Genomic DNA, 21,211 nt, shown 5'->3' on the forward strand with positions numbered 1-21,211 from the left:
TTATTCTGTGCCGTTCAAAATATTTATCGTCTTTGATTCAGAAATGGAATGCTGTTTTATTTCAAAATAATAAAACCAAATAATAGAAGCACAAATTAAGAATAAAAAACTGTTAATGATAAAGACAGATTGGATTCCCCAATTGCCTGCAACCCATCCGCCAAGAAGAGGACCTATCATATTCCCAAAAACCGTCAGGCTCGATGCGATTCCGATCATTCCGCTTTTTCGGTTATCAGGTGAAAAATGATTCGTCATGGAATATAAAGTGTGAAGAATGCCGCCGCGTACAAAACCCATCCCGGCTCTAAGGAACATCAACGAAAATAAGTTCGGTACAATCATATGCAAAGCATAAGTGACACCCGTTCCGGACAGAGCGTAAATAATATTCTTTTTGAAACCGAAAAGGTCGTTTCGCTTACCCCACCACGGCGAGGATATCACCATAAAGACTCCCGATATCGCAATTGTAAATCCGGTCAATGTTGAAATATATTTCGTTGTCGTTTTAAAACTCTCGATGAATAACGCGAACAATGGTTCAATCATCAAAGCGGCGATTTGAGAGATCACGATAACAACAGCAATCGTACGGAGTTGTTTATGCCTGAACATGAATTTTATGTTTTGCACAACCGATGATTTTGAATCGATCTCTTCAGATTGTGGAACATCCCGAACGAAACGTGCGATAACAAATCCGCCGATGAAGCAGAGTGAAGCAGTGATGAAAAATATTTCGCGGTATCCCATTATATCTGCAAGAAAACCGCCGATTGCAGGTCCCAACATCGTACCCCCCGCATTTGCAGATTGAAGCAAACCTAGCGCGTATCCGATCCTTTCCCTTGGCGTTGACGACGAAATTAGTGCAAGTGTAGCCGCTATAAATCCGCTTATCGCTCCCTGTAGCAGTCTGAAGAATAATAAGTGGTAAACGTTTTGGGAAAAACCGATTAGAACCTGAGAAACTCCCAGCCCGATAATTGCCCGAACAACCATTGCTTTTTTCCCGTATTTATCTCCCATCGATCCCCAGATCGGAGTTGCGATAAACGCTGTGAAGAATGGTCCCGCGAATACGAGTCCGCTCCATCGTGCAAGTTCGGTTTGGTCGGTTACACCTAATTGTCTGATATAAAAAGGAAGGAAAGGTACGACTAAATTCATACCGATCATTGCGAGGAATTGAATCGACCAAAGTATATATAAATTTTTTTTCCAGTGTTCCATATTCGAAAAGAAAGATACGAAAAAGTTGATTTAAAAGCTTGTCCTGTAAAGGTTTGAGAAATTATCCTTATATTAAATCTATGTTTATTTATTTCGTATTGACATTCCAACAACTCATAGCAAGCGGCACTCATATCATTGCTAAAGTTGTGGTAAAAGATATTGATCCCGTAACTCTGACGATGTTACGATCTGGTATCGCGGCTCTTGCGCTCATTGGTATAATGTTTATTCGGAAAATAAAACTTCAATTCGAGAGATCTGATTGGAAGAAGATTATTTTTTTAAGTGTATTAGCAATCCCCATAAATCAATTCTTCTTTCTATATGCGATAAAATATACAACACCGGCTAATGCCGCACTTCTTTATGCTACAACTCCCGCGATGGTGCTGGTTCTTTCTATTATATCGGGTAGAGAGAAAGCAGTTCTTAAAAGGATGATCGGCATTGGTATCGCGTTCACCGGAGTTCTGATTGTAATATTTGAAAAGGGAGTTAATTTCCATTCCGATTATACAATGGGAAATGTTATTATCTTTGCAGCGGTTATCGCTTGGGCATTATACACAGTTCAAGGGAAGGAGATGATACTGAAGTATGGTGCTCTCAAAACAAGTTCATCAACTATGGTAATTGGTACAATTTTATATTTACCGATAGGATCCTGGAACACAGTAAATTTTTCTTTTGGAACTCTCACCATATATCATTGGTTAGGATTGTTGTATCTGGCAGTGATGACATCAATTTTTGCCTACGTTCTTTGGTATTATGCTTTAAGTAGGATAGAAGCTACAAGGGTCACGATTTTCATGAACTTACAGCCGATACTTACAACATTGCTTTCCGTAATGTTGCTGGGCCAATCGATAACTGCCGCTTTCATCATCGGTGGTGTTATAGCTCTGACAGGGGTGATAATAGCGCAAGGAAGATGATAAGTGCTTGCTTTCGGCTTCAGTTTTCAATATATTTAACACGGTTATTTTCGATGTTCGATATTCGATTTTCGAAATTTGGAGAGCTGGCAGAACGGCTATTGCACCGGTCTTGAAAACCGGCGTCCGCAAGGACTTTGGGGTTCGAATCCCTAGCTCTCCGCCAAGATAGAGAGATTTAATATATCTCTCCGAAAATAAAAATTCGATCTTTTTATTGGCGGATATTTTTTTAAGAATACAAAATGTCATTTGTAAATCTTTAGGAGTGGATGAATTTACTATGCAACAGTCAAATTGAATTTATGAAAGAAGATACGCAAAAACAACTGTCTGATAAGATTCTTGAAAAACTTGCCGATAAGATTAAACTAAATCAGCAGTTACGGCAAAAACTTGAACCTTTTGCCGACCTTCCAGTTGAAAAAGTTGTTGATGCGATTCTTAACCAATTTAATTATCTCCTATCTGGTGAATTACGCGATCTTACCATCAAGATGATAGAAAACGAGGTTGAATCGGAAAAAGAAATCATAATTGAAAATATTCCAATTTATGAAAAAACAGTTGATGAAATTCCACCAACTGAAACTCCGAAAATAGAAGAAAAATTACCGGAACCGGTAGCATCAGAAGTTACAACTGAGTCGATTATGGAACGATATGGAACAAAAGAACATTTTCCGACTGAATCTTTAGATATCGAATTTAAAGATTCAGATTGGTTTTATCTGCTCGGATTTTGTTATGCCCCCGATAGTACCGGACACGGAATTCCTACCAAAAAATTAGAATTGAAAGGAGTTGATGGAACAAACAATATCATTCTCTTAGATTACGGAGACGTTCGATTTTTCATCCATCAACTACAACCATCTGCTTATCCGAAAGATAATGCAGGTCGGTTAAGTTTGAGTACAAAATCTTCAGTTCAATTAAAATACGAGTATGAAAAAACTCTTAATATTCTTCGTTCGGAGGAAGTATTGGTCGCATTTCCATTCTGGACCGTAATCCAGAATAAAGATACAATCACCAAACAGATCGAAGATAAATATGTGGATATCCTTCGCTCACTAATCGATGTTCATGACGCTGTTGACTGGGATGTAGAAGTATTCGCTTTTGATCAGCATCTAATAGAATTACCCATGATTGCAGCTTCCGGGAAAGACAGAACATCTACGCGTGAATCGAGGCATCCCGTCAGCAAAGGGCGCGATGTGAAAATGCTTGAGAAATTGCTGTTTAAAGAGAAAAGTTTAGCGCAGGAAATTCATAGTCAGTTGCTTCTCCATGCAACGAAATCAAAGATCGATTTTATGATCCGCCTTGACAATGCTTTCATGGACGATTGGAAGTCGATTCTCTCATCCCGTTACACCGTTGGAAAAGATAAACGGAAGAATTTTTTCAAATCGATTCGGAGTATCCAGCATGAGTATGAACAATTCAAACTGATGCTTCGTGTTACAAGTCCGAATGTCAGAATCTCGTTTTAATCGTAAGAACCTTCCCAATCAGTCAATCTTTCTTATAAGAATATTGGATTTAAAATAATATTTTTATATATTTATCAAGTAATAACGGGGTCGTAGTTCCCGCCAAAAGATGAAGCATGGCGGGCAAGCAGTTTGGTTAGAACGTCTGTAACGGGAGGAAGTAAAATGATACTTTTAAAATCATATAACGGGGTCGTAGTTCAGTTTGGTTAGAACGTCTGCCTGTCACGCAGAAGGTCGCGAGTTCGAGTCTCGTCGGCCCCGCAAAGTAAGGAGGGAATAGGGATTCAACACATCATTTCGTATTTATAACCCAACGTTAAAAAGAGTAGAGTTATCATGTTGATTCAAGAACCTGATCAAATATTTTTTTGTATCACTTCTCATATTTAAATCGGGATTGTAGAACTCGGGTTTCACCAGAATTCAGGGTTTCCGATAAAAGTATTCGCGAATGACATCACTCTTTATTATTTTTTGGTTAATCTCCGGAAGGCTCGCTGTTCTCGTAAATTGAATGAAGTAGGATTCACGGAATCGCTCCCCGCAATGTAAGGAAGAAATAAACAGGTCACACCGCATTTCGCATATATAATCCACAGTGGGAAAGATAATAATTACTATATCGGTTAATCGTAATCCGATTGCATAATCAGAATGTTTTTATAAATATAACTATTGAAAATATCTTGGAGTAAAATTCTCTCGAAGGTGCGAAGTATGAAACATTTTCCGTTGGATAAATATTTAGGTTAAGCATCGTTGGGAAGATTGGCAGATAATAAAGATTCTTAAACAAAAAATTGTAAAATATCTGTATATGAAATCGGATGAAAAATTCGCAGAGAGCAGGATGGCAGAATTTGACCAAACAATTTATGCCGAAATTAATTCGTAAAATATTTCCGGGATAGAAAATTAATTCAAATATTATTCTTATGAAATTTTGTTGTTAATTGACTTTGGGTGGAGGTCGGAGTTTACGAAGAATTGTAATTATTGTAGATTCATAGAGGGAGGTGAAAATTACCTGGTGGATAGGGGGGGAAGCCATGACATGATGATTTTCCCGAAAAATTTTTTATTTATCCTACTTTTAATTATGGCGTAAAGAAAAATGGTGTTCGAAGTTAATTTCTGAAAAATCATCCAAAATCATTGAATTTCTCAGATAATTGGTCAATATCATTAATAAACCAGAATCCACATTCTTTCCACATTCAACATAAATTAAAAAAAATGAGAAAATTTTAAAAAAAGACTTGACACTTTGCTTAAGATTTGTTAAAATTGAACAAGTATGTAACTTCTATGAATCTTTTTCCTGAGCACATTTTCAGGCTTTATAACCACAAATAAGCATGGAATGTTCTAACAAGATCTCATAGATATTCATCTAATCATTAATTGTCATCAATAAATAAAAAACTAAAACAACGTGAATCATCAATCATTGATTGCTCGCACGACTCAAGGGTGTAGTGCGAACTCTCTATTATGTTTTCATGTTGAATCGCATAAATAAAAATATATAACGGAGTAAAATTTTTATTCAAATTTTATCCGAAAAAAGTTTTAAAGAAAATAAAAATAAAAGTAAAGTAACAAACCACTAATTCACTAATCCACAATTCATTAAAATCCTTATGGAGGATTCTATGAAACATGTAACATTCTTTGTGGCTCTTGTGCTACTGACAGTAGCTGTAACGTCTTTAGGTTTTGCCGGTAAGGCAAGTGTACAGACAACAACAGCGCCAACAGTATCTCAAGTAGGCACGCGATCTTTCACAGACTCTGATCTGCCGGCAGATCGAGCAATTAAATCGTCACGACAAATCGACATCTCGACTCAAGTAACAAGTCCGAGACCGATTATCGCGAATGCAGGCAGCACTACCCTGACAACAGGATTAGCGGGTACTTACACAATACCCGGTGATTTTGCTAACCTCAGCAGTGCGGTTGCAATACTTAATTATCTCGGCGTTTCTGGTGACGTTGTGTTTGAACTTGGCAGCGCAAGTTATACAGAAATGGGTCCGATCACTTTCGGTAATTTTCCAGGTGCTGGAACGTACAATGTAAAAGTACAACCGGCTGCCGGGGTTGCCGTTACATTTAACTTCGTCTCAACACTGACCGAAGGTAAGGGTTTTGCATTCAACGGTGCAAAGAACATCACAATCGATGGTCTTAATACTGGTGGTGCAAGCTTAACCTTGCAGTATGCTTCTATCTCGGCATTCCCGACGAGCGATGCATTCGGTGCGACAATTTATATCACGAATGTTTCTGAATATTTAGCTTTCAAAAACATTCATGTAAAAGGTCAAATTGATAATGCAGTGTGGGCAGATCAAACAGACGGCCGACCGGCAATATTTGTTTGGTCACCTGATGCAGATGGCGATGGAAGTAAACATCTCACATTCGATGGTTGCACTATCACCAATGCCACATATGGTATGAAAGTTTTAGGCGACTATTGGAGTATTGATAATAACGCCGATTATTTAGATATCACCAATTGTAAAATTGGCGGTGCTTACGGAGAAAAAGTTAACATTGGTTTCTTTGTTGAAGCAACAAAAAACGTCAATTTCCTGAACAATATTATTGACGGCGTAGAATATATGCAAACTTACTGGTACAATGGACCCACAGAATGGGACTATGACGGTGGAGTTTTCTATGCCGGCGGTACAAGAAGTTTCATGTACGATTTCGGTCAAGCGACCGGTGCACACTTCCTCATCGTTGATGGTGGCGTGTTTGTAAATAACGTCTATCGTAATATTGGTTACAACGGTGTCTTTGGTGATGGAGTAATTTCGTACGGTACTCGTATATATAGTTATAATTTCGGATTGGCTAAAACAGCTTATGTTGAGAATAATCGTATTTACAACATAACAAATCCCGGTGGAAACACAGCATCAATTACTGGTATTCGTGGTCCGGCTGGATACGTATATCATAATTCTGTGAGTATTACTGGTACTATGCCATCTGGAACTGGTTTTACTGTCAATGGCATAAACGGGCATACACAGTGTTTCAACAACGCAGTATCAATTGATTTAGCTGGTACGTTTACATCTACAGCAACAGCTAATGGCATAGTCTCTGGTTCAAACCTTGATTATAACGCAATTTATTCGACTCACCGCGCCATTGCTGGTTACTCAACTGCTAATGCAGCAGCATTAGCCGGGTTTAATAAAAATGGTACATTCGGTCCGATTAATTTTGACGCCGATTTACACATTACAACAGGTCCATCTGCCGCAGAAAATATCGGCAAATCACGTGTACTACCATTAACTGATATCGATGGCGACGCACGCGATACATCAGCCGCCGGCAAACGAGATGTTGGCGCAGACGAAATGTTAGCAGACCTTTCAACAGCATGGGCAAACGATGTTATGCCGTTAGGTCTTGCATATCCAGGCTCAAGCACACCAACCGGTATAAGTGTTTCTCCGCAAGTTATCGTGAAGAACAATACACCGACATCAGTTGGATCATTTTCAGTTACAGTTACAATTGTTGATGCTTTGACATCAACAACCGAATTTTCAGCAACTGAAACTGTTTCCGGTTTGAATGCAATGGAAGTAAAGACTGTTTCACTCGCAGGATCATGGGCAGTTACGGTGGTTGGAACAAAGAACATTACAGTTACAACAACATTAGCGGGTGATGTACAAACCGGTAACGACGTTGCAACAGCTTCAACATCAGTAAGTGCACCAACCCCAATTACCACTACAAAATTATATACTTTCGATGCTAGTGCAGAAAATTGGGCAGCTACAACTGGTCCATCGGCAACAACCGATTGGAAACGTAAGAACAGCTTTGCAAAATTAGGCGGCGCTTACTCAGGATATTCATGGGTAACTGAACGTCCCGCCCCAACCGGAACTGCTTCGCAGTTAACATATACTGAAGGCGGCTATGCAAGTTCACAGGGTTACTCTTCAACATACCCGGGTGCAAACCTCCTTACTTCGCCATGGCTCGATATTTCGGGCATGAGCGGATCAGATGTATATATTTCGTTCGTTCACAGTATACGTGTAGAACCTGATTGGGATTGCGCATGGATGCAATACACAGTTGACGGATTGAACTGGAAGAACCTCGGAACGTTGAACGATCCGAACGGTATCAACTGGTACAACACCGCATTGTATAAATTAGCAGCAGCGAACCCGGATGCATTTGATGATGCAACGGCAATCAGATATGGATTGATTCCGGATGCAGATCATCTCCCATACAGATGGGCAACAAACGATGCTGGTCTTCTTGCCGGCGGTGATGCCACTGGCGTAGAAGCCGGTCCGGATGGATGGGTATATGTACAGTTAAAAGTCAACACTGGTGAAATTGTACACGCACCGGCAATCAAATTCCGTTACATCGGTTTCTCTGATGCAGCAACTGCATCATCACCCGGTGGATTCGGATTCGATAACTTCTACATTGGTAACACAGCTCCTCCGCTTAGCGGCGGTACCATCACCGGGACAATCTTCCGTGATGCAGACGGAGACGGTGTACAGGATCTTGGTGAAGCTGGTGAAGCAAGTAAAGATGTTAAAGTATACTACTATGGCGTTTATGTAAAAACCATCCAATCAGACGTTAATGGTGTGTACACATTCAATCTTGCTGACAACTCCACATTACCCGGCGATTACCAACTTGAACCGGTAATTGCAGGTGTAGCATACACAGTTCCATTCGGTACATCACCGAAATCAACAATCAATCATCCATCCGATGGCAGTGCGAAGACCCAAAACTTTGGTACATTCGTTGGCAGTGTCAGCGGTAAAGTGTTTGAAGATGTTGATAATGGCGGCGATAAAGACGCTGGCGAAGCCGGTTTAGGCGCATTCATTGTTGAGTTGCATAAAGACTCTGCAAACGGATACAAGATGGGCTTCGATACCACAGATGCAGCAGGATTGTACAGCATTCTTGCTCCACCATATGCCAATTACGTAATTAAATCGGTATCCAAAATAAACACTCGTATAAGCATGCCGGTACCGACTGGTACTTATACAGTTACAGTTGGTACAACCAGTGGCGATCCATCTGCCAACCTCATCGATCAAGATTTCGGTATCTTCATCTTCTCACAAACGAAGATCGAAGCATTTATGGATCTTAACGGTGATGGAATAAAGGGTGGAGCCGACTTCTATGTGATTAACCCAGGAGAAGGTTCAGTCAGTTGGGATGTATATAAAGGAGCAGTTAAAATAGCAACCGACGTATTAGGTGAAGGACTTGCTTCAATACTCCATAACTTTGATGCAGGTGATTATACATTTACACGTGTAACACCTCCGCCAACTAACTACATTCAAACCACGGTACCAGTTGAGTTTAATATATCGATTACCACAAGCCGTCAAAACATAACCTTAACAAGTTTGTATTTCAAGAAAACAAACCTTGCAGGTAATGTGATTGAAGACTTAAACGGTAATGGCGTTGCTCAAGCCGGCGAAGGTCCATTAGCAGGTTGGGTAATCAGCATGACGAAGGGTGCAACAACATTATTAGATACAACAGATGCACTCGGAAATTATGGATTTACAAACATTGAAAACGGTCCCTGGACAATTACACAGGTAATGCCAAGCGGATGGACACGAACATTCGGTCTGTACGCAGCAGCAATGCCGTGGAGTGCTACATGGGATCCACTTAACGAAGGATATAATTTCGGAAACTTCAAAGACATCACAGTCAGCGGCGTATTGTTCCGTGACCGGGACAACGACGGTGTTAAGGATGCCGGTGAAGAAGGTCTATCTGGTTGGGATGTAACTCTGACCGGAGCAACCGGTACAACAGTACCAACCGGAACCAATGGTGAATTCAGCTTTACACCGGCTCCTCGTTCTGCCGGTTATACGCTCAGCTTCACATTACAAGCTGGTTACGCTTGCACGTTGCCTGTCGGTGGTACATATGCAGTAGCGGCAGTTAGCGGAGTTAACGTAACAGATCAAGACTTTGGCGTGTTCAAAGGATCAGATCTTACAAAGTATCGTACATTCACGCTTGCACAATTAAGTGCATCAACAGAAGCAAAGCCGGTTAAATACAAAGCAGGCAAAGCTATTGTTGGTCCGCCGAACACTGCAAACCTGATCGATAGATTGGTTAATCCCAAAGTTGGTGGAACATATGTCCTCCAAGTTGGTAAGAGCGGTCAATTGTATCCGGGCGGAAAAGAAAAAGCATATCTCTATGTTGCAAAACAGGGCGATGCTTATAAATCGTTCGCCGGTAAAGGAACACATACAGCCGGAACAGCAACAGGATTCGACTTCACAGTGAAGGGTGGTCTCATGATGAAGAAGTGGAAGACCATGACTGCAGACAAGAAAAATGACGAGTTAGCAATGCAATTATTAGCTCTTCAAATCAATCTTGCGGCAAGTCTCAATGGTAACACTGATGATGCCAAGAATCTTGGTGCATTAATTTACAAAGGCACAGGTTCATGGGGCACAGATCAAACCATCGATCAGATTGCCGATTATGCTGATGACGTTATGACAAATTGGGCTGGTGTACCGTTCACGGTGTACACAGACCTGCTCTCAGCAGTTAGTGCAATCAACGGTGCATTTGCCAGTACAGAAGTTGGCGATACAACTACCGACGGTGGTTGGACAGCTGCAAAACTAAAATGGGCCACCACAAAGACGGTATTTGAAGTTCCGTTCTTGAAGTCAGCAGTAGCTCCGGCAAAGAATCGTTTGAACAACGATCCTATTGTTACACCGGAAGTTTATGCTCTCGGTCAGAACTATCCAAATCCGTTCAACCCGTCAACAACACTCAGCTTCGATCTCCCGACCGATGCTATTGTAACTTTGAAGATCTTCAACGTATTAGGTCAAGAAGTTGCAACAGTACTCAATCGACAGGAATTCTCCTCAGGTACTGAAGAAGTAGACTTCGACGCAAGTTCACTTGCATCGGGCGTCTATCTCTATCAGATAGTTGCAGAAGAAATTAATGCCGACGGTACAGGTCAAACCTTCACGCAAGTGAAGAAGATGATGTTGATGAAATAAGCAATATCTTTTCTCCCGTCCCGCGAGAGTGGGGCGGGAGAACTAATTATAATTAAATTGTTAATTCACAAATAATAAATCATAAAATACCTTCGGAGGGTATAATGCGAAAAATGTTTTTTGTTACAATGGTAATAATGTTACTCACAATGAGTAGTATGATGAACGCTCAGCCATGGTCGTCTGAGTTTAAGATTACGGTATCTGACGATGTTGGAAGCGCGCCTTATGTGATGATGTTCGGTAACCATGTTAATGGTACATATGGTGTGAATTTGACACAATTAGATTCACTCAATCCAACAATCGTCGAACGTGAAAGTCCGCCTCCTACTCCCGGCTTAACTGTTGTTTGGAAACCGACACGCGCAGGGATGAACTGGGGTAACGGTTTATTGACTTATGATTTCAGGGGTTATGTTGACGCTGGACAAAAAGATACTTTTAAAATATTTTTCAATCAGGCGGGTGATAGCTTTGCGGATATCACTCTTACCTGGCCCGATGCAACATACTTAGGTGCACGCTGCACAGGTATGACGATCAAATTCGGCGCCGATGTTATTGATATGTTCGCGCAAACAAGTTACACAGTTGTTGATGCAGGCGAAATTCCTCTGAACACGGCAACTATCATCAAAACCGGCTGCGTGATCTTCGATGATGTCAAACTCGAAAAATCTACCGTACCGGCAGGCTACAAATTGAATCAGAATTTCCCGAATCCTTTCAATCCGTCAACCACAATTACTTTTGATGTGTTGAAGAGTTCGAATATCGAAGTGGCAGTTTATAACGTTCTAGGTCAAAAGGTTGCATCATTGGTTTCACGCGATCTTAATCCGGGATCGTATTCAACAAACTGGAATGCCGGTTCGTACAGCAGCGGAGTTTATTATGTACGCATGACCGCGAAGGAAAACGGAGTGGAGCAATATTCTTCGCTTCACAAGATGCTCTTTGTAAAATAATATAACAAACGCTCATCGTTTCAAATCGGAATGCGGAAGAACGCTCCAGAGCGCTTCCGCATTTCTTTCTATGGTGTAGGAGTATGAAAACGAAAAATCTAATATTGAAACTCGGTATATTGCTCGTTGTAGCAATGTTGTTTATTCCTAAAATTGCTGATGCTCAAACGCCTAAGTTTAGGATTATGCTGACTATTGTTGATAGTATTTTCACTGCCGATACAACTTATAGAAAAGCTTATCACGACACGGCAATTTTTGCTTTTCATCCAAATGCTTCTGCCTGTTCCGATGATATCACATTAACCGGATATACAGACCGTTGGAGCGAATCTTTTCAGGGTGCACCATACGATTCAAGTATGTTGGAGCAAGAAACACCACCTCCAGCTCCGGGATTTAGTTTTTTTATGCAGAATACATTTAATCCTACACCATCCTGCAGGTTAACTTACTTCAATTTAACACTCCCTTATATTTCGGCAGCACAGAGTGACTCATTTAGAATAAAACTAGCACGGGATGATGATGCAGCTATTCGATTTAATCGGTTTACAATTAAGTGGCCCAAAGTTCTATCTGAATATCTTACATCTGCGGTCATGAGGCTTAAATGGACCCTTGCTGGAGTTCCATCTTATGATATTATCGATATGACAAAGGACAGTAGTTTTTCATTCACATTCGACAGCGAACTTGGATATACTTTTCCTATAATAACTCTTATCACAACAGGGCCAAAAGTTCCACCGGGATTACCTGCTGCGCCATTAGCTATTGCACCTCCAATCGGTGATATCAGTCAGAAAGATACAGTTACCATTCAATGGTCATCAACATCGAACGCCTATCATTATCGCTTGCAAGTAAGCAAAGATTCTACATTCAAAACAAATATCATAAAAGATACAACTTTTAACGGAACGTTTTATAAATTGTCAAAATTAGCACAACTCACATGGCATTACTGGAGAGTTTCTGTCCAAAATGCATACGGGTTGAGTTATTATCCAAATCCTCCATATAAATTTAGAACCGGACCATTTTCACCTCCATCACCCAAGTTGATGTATCCCGATAGCGTTGGGACCAATATTCCTCTCACTCCAACCTTCAGGTGGCACACATCTGCCTCTTTAAGTCCTGTTACATATCGTATCCAGATATCGAGTATGTCAAATTTCAGTTCCATACTTAAAGATTCAACAACTACCGATACTGTTATGGCTGTCAGTGGAATATTTATTAATTGTAACAGTTATTACTGGCGTGTCAATGCAACCGATGTTAACGGTCCAAGTGAATATTCAACAATTTGGCCATTTAGAGCCGCATATAATACACCTGCTATTCCGGTGCTCCAATCACCGAATGATGCTGCGACAAATGTTTCACTTACACCAACATTAAGCTGGACGGGGGATGTATGCACAGAAACATATCACCTGCAAGTTGCAAAGGATGCGGGATTCGCTCAAACAGTTTATGATAATGCATCGCTGTCTCAACTTTCACAGCTACTACCCGCGCTTGAGCAGGATATGATTTATTACTGGAGAGTGAAATCAAAGAATCCTATAGATTCGAGTGAATACACGACGGCAAGAACGTTTACAACTATTCTTAATCCTGCTGCGATTCCTGTTTATGTTTCACCCGCGAGTGGCGACACATCAAGAAATCCGATCGATATTTTGCGTTGGAGGAAAGTTCCGTATGCTGCTAACTACCACGTACAAGTTTCGCTGAATCAAAGTTTCACTCCGTTGATCGCGGAAGATTCTACATTAACCGATACATCGTTTACAACACCGTCACTTAATAATTGTGTAACATATTATTGGAAAGTTCGGGCGATCAACCGTAATGGTTCTGCGGGGTTCACGACTGCAAGAAATTTTAAAATTAAAACTGCTGTAGCAGGCGCTCCAATTCTCGATAGTCCGGTGAACGGCAAAGATTCTTTGGTAGAAAACGTTACGCTTCAATGGCATGCCGGAGATCCTTGCACCAACTCATATTATTTCCATGTTTCAAGAAATTCATCTTTCACAGATACGGTGATGAATGGTCGAACCTCGGCAACAACATACAACTTAACCGGTCTGGCAGGCAATGTTTATTATTACTGGCATGTGAGAGCGGTGAATTATCTTGGAGAGGGAGCTTATTCCGAAACGTTTCAATTTCATACAACAAAATCTAAACCGTTAGTGCCTGCACTGTTGGAACCGGTAAATGATTTGGGAGATGTTTCGAATTGTTTGACTTTCAAATGGGATTCCGCAACATTCGCTTCATTTTATCGACTGCAGGTTGCCCGGGATTCTAACTTTACAAATTTATTCTTTAATGATTCTCTAATCGCAAAACAATCGGGGGTAAGACCCTCTAAAGAGGTTTGCGGATTACCAAACGCGATTAGGATGTACTGGCGTGTGAATGCAAAAAATGAAATCGGCACCGGGGATTGGTCGGTTGTAAGAAAATTCACGACGCTATATCCACCTTCAGATATTATTTTAAATTCTCCCATCAACGGTGAACAAGACGTTTCTCGAACACCGACATTTGATTGGAGCATCGCGCTTCGTGCCACTGCTTATCAACTTCAAGTGGCAGAAGATACTTTTATGGTTAAAAAAGTATATGATGATACTACGATAGTTATAGAAAGTTGGCAAATATTAAATTCGTTAGACCCCAACACAAAGTATTATTGGCGAGTACGCGGTAAAAATAGTGCAGGGTGGGGGAATTGGACAAGTATCTATTCGTTTACAACCACTCGTGTTGGTGTTGCCAACTGGTTGATACCTTTGACCATTGCTGAAACAGGACCCGAGCGGCAGACTATTTATTTCGGACTTCGTCCTGAGGCAACGAAGGGAATAGATCCGGCACTCGGTGAATTTGAATTGCCTCCAATCCAATACGGCTATTTCGATGCCCGTATGGTTTCACCTTACATCGGTGAAGGATTGTTAGTTGAATACCACAAGTTTTCTAGCTATTCACAGCGAGATACATTCCAATTCAGATTTCAACCTGGAATGGGTGCCTACCCGATGACAATTTCGTGGTACAAGGCGCGGGTTAAAGATGTATGCGACAGCATGATAGTAACTGATAGGTTAGTTTCTCCGACTTTGCGCGCCCGGATGGATATAGATTCTTTCCTGGTCGTCAATAATTCAACCATACAAAACTTATATATCATTTCATATGCGGCTTATCCTTTCGTAGATGTTAAACCGATTGAGATAATAATACCGAAAGGATTTGTGCTTTACCAAAATTATCCGAATCCGTTCAATCCTTCTACAAAGATTCATTTTACAACGGATAAAGAATCGCGAATAACATTGACTATATTCGATATACTCGGCAGGGAAATTATGGTTCTTGCGAAATCGAATTATTTCGCAGGTGGTTACACCTTCGAGTGGAACGGCAAGAATGCCGAAGGAGCGCAGATGCCGAGCGGTGTGTACTACGTGAGAATGATTGCCACACCTGTAGATGCGTCGGAATCGGGCACACAGCCATTTATTGCGACTCAAAAAATGATTATGATGAAATAAGCAATCGCGACGAGAGGTAAAGTTATACAAATCTATGAAGAAGTTTTTGAGCCGGAAGAATTAGGATGTTCTTCTTCCGGCTTAAGTTTAGATGGAGGAAGTTGAACCGATTCTTAATCCGGAACGTGAACTATTTATTCATCCCCTTGACCGAACCATTGCGTTGTATAAAAGATAAAATATTTTTGATTCGATATTCGGCGATTGGAATAATTTTCCTGTCGTATATTACGTATTCCCTAAGTGATGATAGACGTGGAGATCAGTCTCCCGTTTCTTCGACTAAATATCACTCATCTCTCATTAACATTAACAATATCACAATGTGGGCGTCAGATGACGGCAGCATGGAACAGAATCCGAAAGATCAAACTGCCGGAGTTTCGTTCCCCCGCGGCGTAGGTAATGTTGTGAATCGCGGAGGTTTTTTGTGGGGTGGAAAAGTGTACGATGGGAATTTACAGACGATAAGAGTAGGTGGACAAACATCAACAATCGGAACTGTAGCGGGGCGAATTATCGCACCCGGTATTGCTGAAAATGTTGCCAATTCCGATGTACGTATATATCGAATCAGGCGTGGATGGGCTGATGCCGATTTGCACCGGGAAGCGGCAGAATTTTTTAATCTTCCACTGATAGATATCGGTGATAATGAAGTCAGAGAACTGAGGGATTTATACAGAAAAGATTGGAACGAATGGCCCTGGCAAAAAGGTGCACCATACTATGAGAGAAATGGCGTTCCCGGATATCAGCCTGATCCGGATGGAAAAGATTCAACTTACGATGAACCCGGACTCGGTAATGCAGATCAGGTTATATGGTATGTAGCAAACGATTTAAATTCAACGGCTGTCAGTAGATTGTACGGTTCAATGCCCATCGGGCTCGAGATGCAAGTAACCTGCTGGGCATACAATAAATATCCCGACTTACAAAATGTAATTTTTCAACGTTACCGGTTGATTTATAAAGGTGCATCATTCACGCCACATACTGCAAGAATCGAATCGATGTATGTTGCAAAATGGGTCGATCCTGACATCGGTGATTATTCGGATGATTTTGTTGGGTGTTCACCAGATGATAATCTTGGGTATTCATATAATGCCAGAGTCTCTGATGCAGATTTTGCAAAAGCAAAAATAAGTCCGCCTGTTGTGGGATACTCATTACTGCAAGGTCCTCGTGTTCCATATGTTGGCTCTGTGGCTAAATGGAATTTAGAGGATGTACCCGATTTTGCAAACCTACCGATGACTACTTTCACATTTTTCAGTCATTCAAACAGATCGGCAGATTATACTTTAGGGGCGTACGAGGGAACGCTTCAATGGTGGAATTTATTTCGTGGATTCAAATATAAACCGATTTCTCCTCCAACCTGTTTGACTAATCCATTAGCGAATCAATGTACAAATTTTGAACTAAACGGTGATCCTGAATTTTTCCATGGTTGGACTGACGGAATCCCCGATTCTTCGGGTGATCGGCGGTTTGCAATGATAAGCGGACCATTTTCATTAGCGTACGGTGATACTCAAGAGGTGGTATTTGCTTTAACAGCAGGGATGGGAACGAATAACCGAAATGGAATCAGCGTTGTAAAAAAATACGCCAATGCCGCTCACGACGCGTACTACCTGAATTTCAAATTCCCTGATCCGGTCCCGGATCCTTCTGTCAGGGTCGTTGAACTTGATCGGCAAATAATTATTGATTGGGAATCTGACACAACAAAATTAAAAAAAGTTGAATCGTACCTTTCATGCGGTTATAGATTTGAAACGTATACACTTTATCAATTTCCGCTTCCTGATTCTCCGATTGAGGATGCGGTGGTTTACCAGTTTTTCGATCCTACACAACCGCGTCTTCTTTATTTGAAAGAAGATAAGTTACGGAGCGAATCATTAATAAACGGGCAAAAATATTATTTTGCACTCATAACATCGGCATATCATCCTGACCCCAAAATTAATAAAAATAGAATTACCTCGCCGATAAAAATTTTCGAAGTGACACCACACAGTCCAAATCCCGGAACAATTATACCGTATGCTATTGGTGACAGCACCTCGGACGTAGTAAATCAGGTTGGAAGAAATGATGCGGTTGTGAATGTGATGTTTTTTGATCCGACCAGACTTTATGATTCCAGTAATCCCGACGGCCACACATACGAAATCATATATCATCGGAATTCAATACCAATGATAGATTTCGAAGAAAAACCAAAATGGTCGCTCATAGATCAAACAACAAAAGATACATTGATAAAAAAAATTGCCGTAGATAGCCGTCCTGAGCGGATCAAAACACGGGGTTTTTCAATTGAAACATTATTACCGCGTCATGGAATGAAGAGAGTATCCTTGGTTAAATACAAATCTAAAGCCACCGATGAGCCTATTTTCAATAATCCTTCACCTGAAGGGGAGTTTATGATTGTAGCACCGGGAACGTCGACACTAGATACGATACAAGGCCAAAGTTTGGATGATGTCGATATTGAATTGCATTTTTCTGGAGATTCAAGTTGGACGTTGTACAGAGCCGCCACAGCGTTAACCTCCCGATGGGTACGCGTTCCATTTACGGCATGGGAGAGAAAAATATCGAATCAAGATACAATTTATCGTCAACTTTATACAACCATACTGAATGTTGAGAATGATACTGCGTGGCGAGCCACCTCTTATCTGAATCGAACATACAATGGGAAGCAAATGATGGCTTTTCCGCCAATAATTGTTGTGATTGATAGCGACATGATTGGGGGGAAATATCAGGGTGGCAAATATTACGATGATCTTCCTTATAATCCGGATCAGAAATTCATAAGGGCGTTTCTTTGGTTCAATGGATATCACTATTCAACCGATGTTTCGGTCAGCAGAGCGATTATTGTAGATCTTGATGAAGATGGCAGTCCTGCTCCATTGGGTACTGCCGTTAGGTTTGAGCGAATGCAGGAAATTCGTAACAATGACAAAAAGATTTTAATGCTGAAACCTATGACTAAAATTAATTTGGATGCCGCCAGAGAAGAAGTTAAGCGTGTTAATGTTTTTCCCAATCCATATTACGGAATGAATCGGGCTGAGGTTAACAAGTTCTCTCGGTTTGTTACGTTTAATCATCTTCCATATCATGCGGTAATACGTATTTTTAATCTTGCAGGTATACACACTCGCACTATCATCAAAGATGACGAATCTCAATTTGCCCGTTGGGATCTGAATAATGAAAGCGGATTACAAGCAGCTGGCGGAATATATTTTGCTCATATTGAAATGCGCGATACAAGAGGAATTTCTCTTGGTGAAAAAATATTAAAACTTATGATCGTTCCTGAAGATTTATCACCCACAAATAATTGAAGAATAAATGAAAGTCAGAACATCATATAGTCTTCTAACTTTCCTGGTATGCCTACTAATGCACTCGGTTGGTTATGCCGGCAGACCTGATAAGGCAGGAACCGCAGGTGCGTCAGAATTATTATTGCCTGTTGGTGCGAAATCGATCAGTTTAGCAGGTTCAAATATCGCATCAATAAAAGGAATCGAATCAGGTTATTGGAATCCTGCCGGTCTTGCAACTATGAATTCAAAATTCGGCTTGTTAATTTCTCATATGAATTACATTGCCGACGTTAATGTGGAATATGTTGGCATCGCAATGCAATTACCTAACATCGGAACAATCGGTATAAATTTGAAAGCCCTTGATATCGGTGATATCTCAATCACAAATGAAGAAAATCCGGATGGGACAGGTGAAACAACAGCACCCACATTCATTACCGTGGGTGGAGTGTTCGCACGAAACATAACTGATAGAATAGCAATGGGAGTTGCTACCAATATAATTTATGAGCGTATGGCAGAAGTATCCGCATCATCGATCGCATTCAATTTCGGTGTCCAGTACAATGGAATCGGTGGAGTAGATGGTTTAAGTGTTGGCGTTGCCGTGAAAAACATTGGACCGTCGATTCGATTCGATGGTTCCGGTTTATTCAGAGATGCTAGAATTAAAGATGCAGTTAAAAATAATTCCATTGTAAAAATTCAAGCAGCTGCAAACGATTTGCCGACAACAATTGAAGTAGGGCTTGGTTACCATCTACCTGCGATATCGATTTTCAATTTAAATTTAAATTCAGTTTTTCAGAACAATAATTATTCATCCGATCTGTATAATTTTGGAATAGCCTTAGATTACCGAGAGCGGTTTTTCTTCCGATCCGGTCTTTCTATCACTCCGGAGGAGGGAAATTCTGAAAATATTTTCGGATCGACGTATGGTTTTGGGCTTAGGCACGAATTTGGCAGCGGTTATCTAGAGATTGATTATGCCTATCGAATTATGCGTTATTTTAGCGGAAATCACACGTTTTCAATGACTTTTGATTTTTAGTCAATTTTTCTTGAAAATTTTAGATTGCCATTTCGGGTACAATGGTTAGGTGTGTAGAAGAAAATTAGCAAAATGAGAACATTTTTTTTAAAAAAAGCTTGACAATATTTTAAAAAACGACTATATTCAGAAAGTCCCCCAGACTATACTCAAGCTTGAAACATTAATAAAACAACCTAATTCACATATATAATAATTCATTATCATTCAACGATTATATTCAAAGGAGAAATACCTATGCGGTTTTTAACATTGTTTCTCTCGGTACTATTGTTGACGAGTTCACTCTTCTCTCAGAAGAGATTCCTCGTCTCACCGAATCAGGAGGTAATTCCAATTACAAAGTATTCGAGTCCTTCAGATGAAATTGCTAAGAGAACGGCGAGGGCTGCCTCATCTCTTACAGCTGATTGTTCTGGAACATTTGTATTTGGTTATGAAAGACCAATCTATGTTCCTACATCAAGGTTTGGCGCAACACATAAAGACGTATTAGGTCAATGGTATATAGCAAAAGCAGCTGGCACTATTGATACTGTATACTGGTACCATAACGGCTCAATCGGTACACCAGACTCGACAATCAACATTAGAATTCATAGATCAAAGATAGGTCCGGGATCCGGTCCTGGATTTGGTCCATATACTTCGCAACCACCATGTCAAAGTTGGGGATATTGGAAATCTACAACCGATGCCGATAACGGTATTGCAGCATTCTTATCATCGTTATCACCTCTTGAAGATACAACATGGTATTCCACACTCGCAGCTGGAACATCATTCCCACCGTTCGATAGTTCATTGTTTGGTGGAACAAACGGTATGGGTGTTGTGGTGAAACCGTTCTTAGATATGAAAGCTGATTTAGCAGGTACCGGTATTCAACCACGTGTTAAAAAAGGCGATGTATTTTTTGTTTCATTTCAACCAAGCACCCCGAACATGCACATTTCGGGTACAGCAGATATTCGTACTGAATTCTCAGCATGGGGATCTGATGGACCGGTATCAACAACAGATGAAAACTGGCCGGCTCGAAACTGGAAATTTTATGAACACGATTCAGGACCTTCAAATTGCGCCGGTGTTCCAACCGCATTAGTGAAACGCGGATGGGTTGCACGCGGACCATTTGAAGATGATCCAGCTTATACCGCCGCTTACAATATTTGGTATTCGATGTCAGTAACCACGAACGTTCCGCCGATAATATCGGCACAAGAAGGGGGCGACCCGACAAATACATTTTCAAATCAAGCGCAAACATTGTCATACCTGATATACGATTGCGATGCAGAGTTTATAGACAGCGCGGGAGTAAAATATGCAAAGGTACAATGGTCAAAGGCGACAACAGTTGCCGGGACAGAAGTATTTGTTGATCAAGCAGATATATATATGACATCATTAGGGTCTGATTTTTAC

General features: G+C 40.7%; 9 protein-coding genes and 2 tRNA genes. 10 read left to right on the top strand and 1 reads right to left on the bottom strand.

All coding sequences use genetic code 11. The features are described 5' to 3' along the window. Positions 1–1,173, bottom strand: coding sequence for an MFS transporter (locus tag HZB59_01085; GenBank protein ID MBI5020009.1), 1,173 nt, complete (start codon positions 1,171–1,173; stop codon positions 1–3). 143 nt (positions 1,174–1,316) lie between these two features. Between HZB59_01085 and HZB59_01090 the strand changes: the two genes are divergently transcribed. The 10 genes from HZB59_01090 to HZB59_01135 all read left to right on the top strand — a co-directional run. Next, positions 1,317–2,177: a DMT family transporter gene (locus tag HZB59_01090; GenBank protein MBI5020010.1), complete on the top strand. Its 861-nt coding sequence runs from the start codon at positions 1,317–1,319 to the stop codon at positions 2,175–2,177. 80 nt (positions 2,178–2,257) lie between these two features. Next, positions 2,258–2,343, top strand: a tRNA-Ser gene (locus tag HZB59_01095). Between the two features lie 139 nt (positions 2,344–2,482). After that, on the top strand, positions 2,483–3,679 hold the full coding sequence (locus HZB59_01100) for a GvpL/GvpF family gas vesicle protein (GenBank protein MBI5020011.1): 1,197 nt from the start codon (positions 2,483–2,485) through the stop codon (positions 3,677–3,679). 189 nt (positions 3,680–3,868) lie between these two features. Beyond that, positions 3,869–3,943 (top strand) — tRNA-Asp (locus HZB59_01105). Positions 3,944–5,337: 1,394 nt separating this feature from the next. Next, positions 5,338–10,800, top strand: coding sequence for a T9SS type A sorting domain-containing protein (locus HZB59_01110; GenBank protein MBI5020012.1), 5,463 nt, complete (start codon positions 5,338–5,340; stop codon positions 10,798–10,800). Between the two features lie 104 nt (positions 10,801–10,904). Next, the gene (locus HZB59_01115) at positions 10,905–11,771 is read left to right on the top strand and encodes a T9SS type A sorting domain-containing protein (GenBank protein ID MBI5020013.1); all 867 of its coding nucleotides are present in this window, start codon (positions 10,905–10,907) and stop codon (positions 11,769–11,771) included. An 83-nt stretch (positions 11,772–11,854) separates the two neighbouring features. Next, positions 11,855–15,355, top strand: a complete 3,501-nt coding sequence (locus tag HZB59_01120) for a T9SS type A sorting domain-containing protein (protein ID MBI5020014.1) — start codon at positions 11,855–11,857, stop codon at positions 15,353–15,355. A 323-nt stretch (positions 15,356–15,678) separates the two neighbouring features. Continuing rightward, a complete protein-coding gene (locus HZB59_01125; GenBank protein MBI5020015.1) occupies positions 15,679–18,741 on the top strand; it encodes a hypothetical protein in 3,063 nt (1,020 codons plus the stop codon). Positions 18,742–18,748: 7 nt separating this feature from the next. Then, positions 18,749–19,783, top strand: a complete 1,035-nt coding sequence (locus HZB59_01130; GenBank protein MBI5020016.1) for a PorV/PorQ family protein — start codon at positions 18,749–18,751, stop codon at positions 19,781–19,783. A gap of 237 nt (positions 19,784–20,020) precedes the next feature. Further along, positions 20,021–21,211 (top strand): hypothetical protein (locus HZB59_01135; protein MBI5020017.1); only part of this gene is annotated, 1,191 nt, incomplete at its 3' end.

The sequence above is a fragment of the Ignavibacteriales bacterium genome (assembly GCA_016214905.1).
Classification (GTDB): Bacteria; Bacteroidota; Ignavibacteria; order UBA10030; family SZUA-254; genus PNNN01.

Excerpts from the sequence above, each read along its gene's own strand:
- HZB59_01085 (MBI5020009.1), bottom strand. The coding sequence starts at position 1,173 with ATGAATTTAGTCGTACCTTTCCTTCCTTTTTATATCAGACAATTAGGT.
- HZB59_01090 (MBI5020010.1), top strand. The coding sequence starts at position 1,317 with ATGTTTATTTATTTCGTATTGACATTCCAACAACTCATAGCAAGCGGC.
- HZB59_01100 (MBI5020011.1), top strand. The coding sequence starts at position 2,483 with ATGAAAGAAGATACGCAAAAACAACTGTCTGATAAGATTCTTGAAAAA.
- HZB59_01110 (MBI5020012.1), top strand. The coding sequence starts at position 5,338 with ATGAAACATGTAACATTCTTTGTGGCTCTTGTGCTACTGACAGTAGCT.
- HZB59_01115 (MBI5020013.1), top strand. The coding sequence starts at position 10,905 with ATGCGAAAAATGTTTTTTGTTACAATGGTAATAATGTTACTCACAATG.
- HZB59_01120 (MBI5020014.1), top strand. The coding sequence starts at position 11,855 with ATGAAAACGAAAAATCTAATATTGAAACTCGGTATATTGCTCGTTGTA.
- HZB59_01125 (MBI5020015.1), top strand. The coding sequence starts at position 15,679 with ATGTGGGCGTCAGATGACGGCAGCATGGAACAGAATCCGAAAGATCAA.
- HZB59_01130 (MBI5020016.1), top strand. The coding sequence starts at position 18,749 with ATGAAAGTCAGAACATCATATAGTCTTCTAACTTTCCTGGTATGCCTA.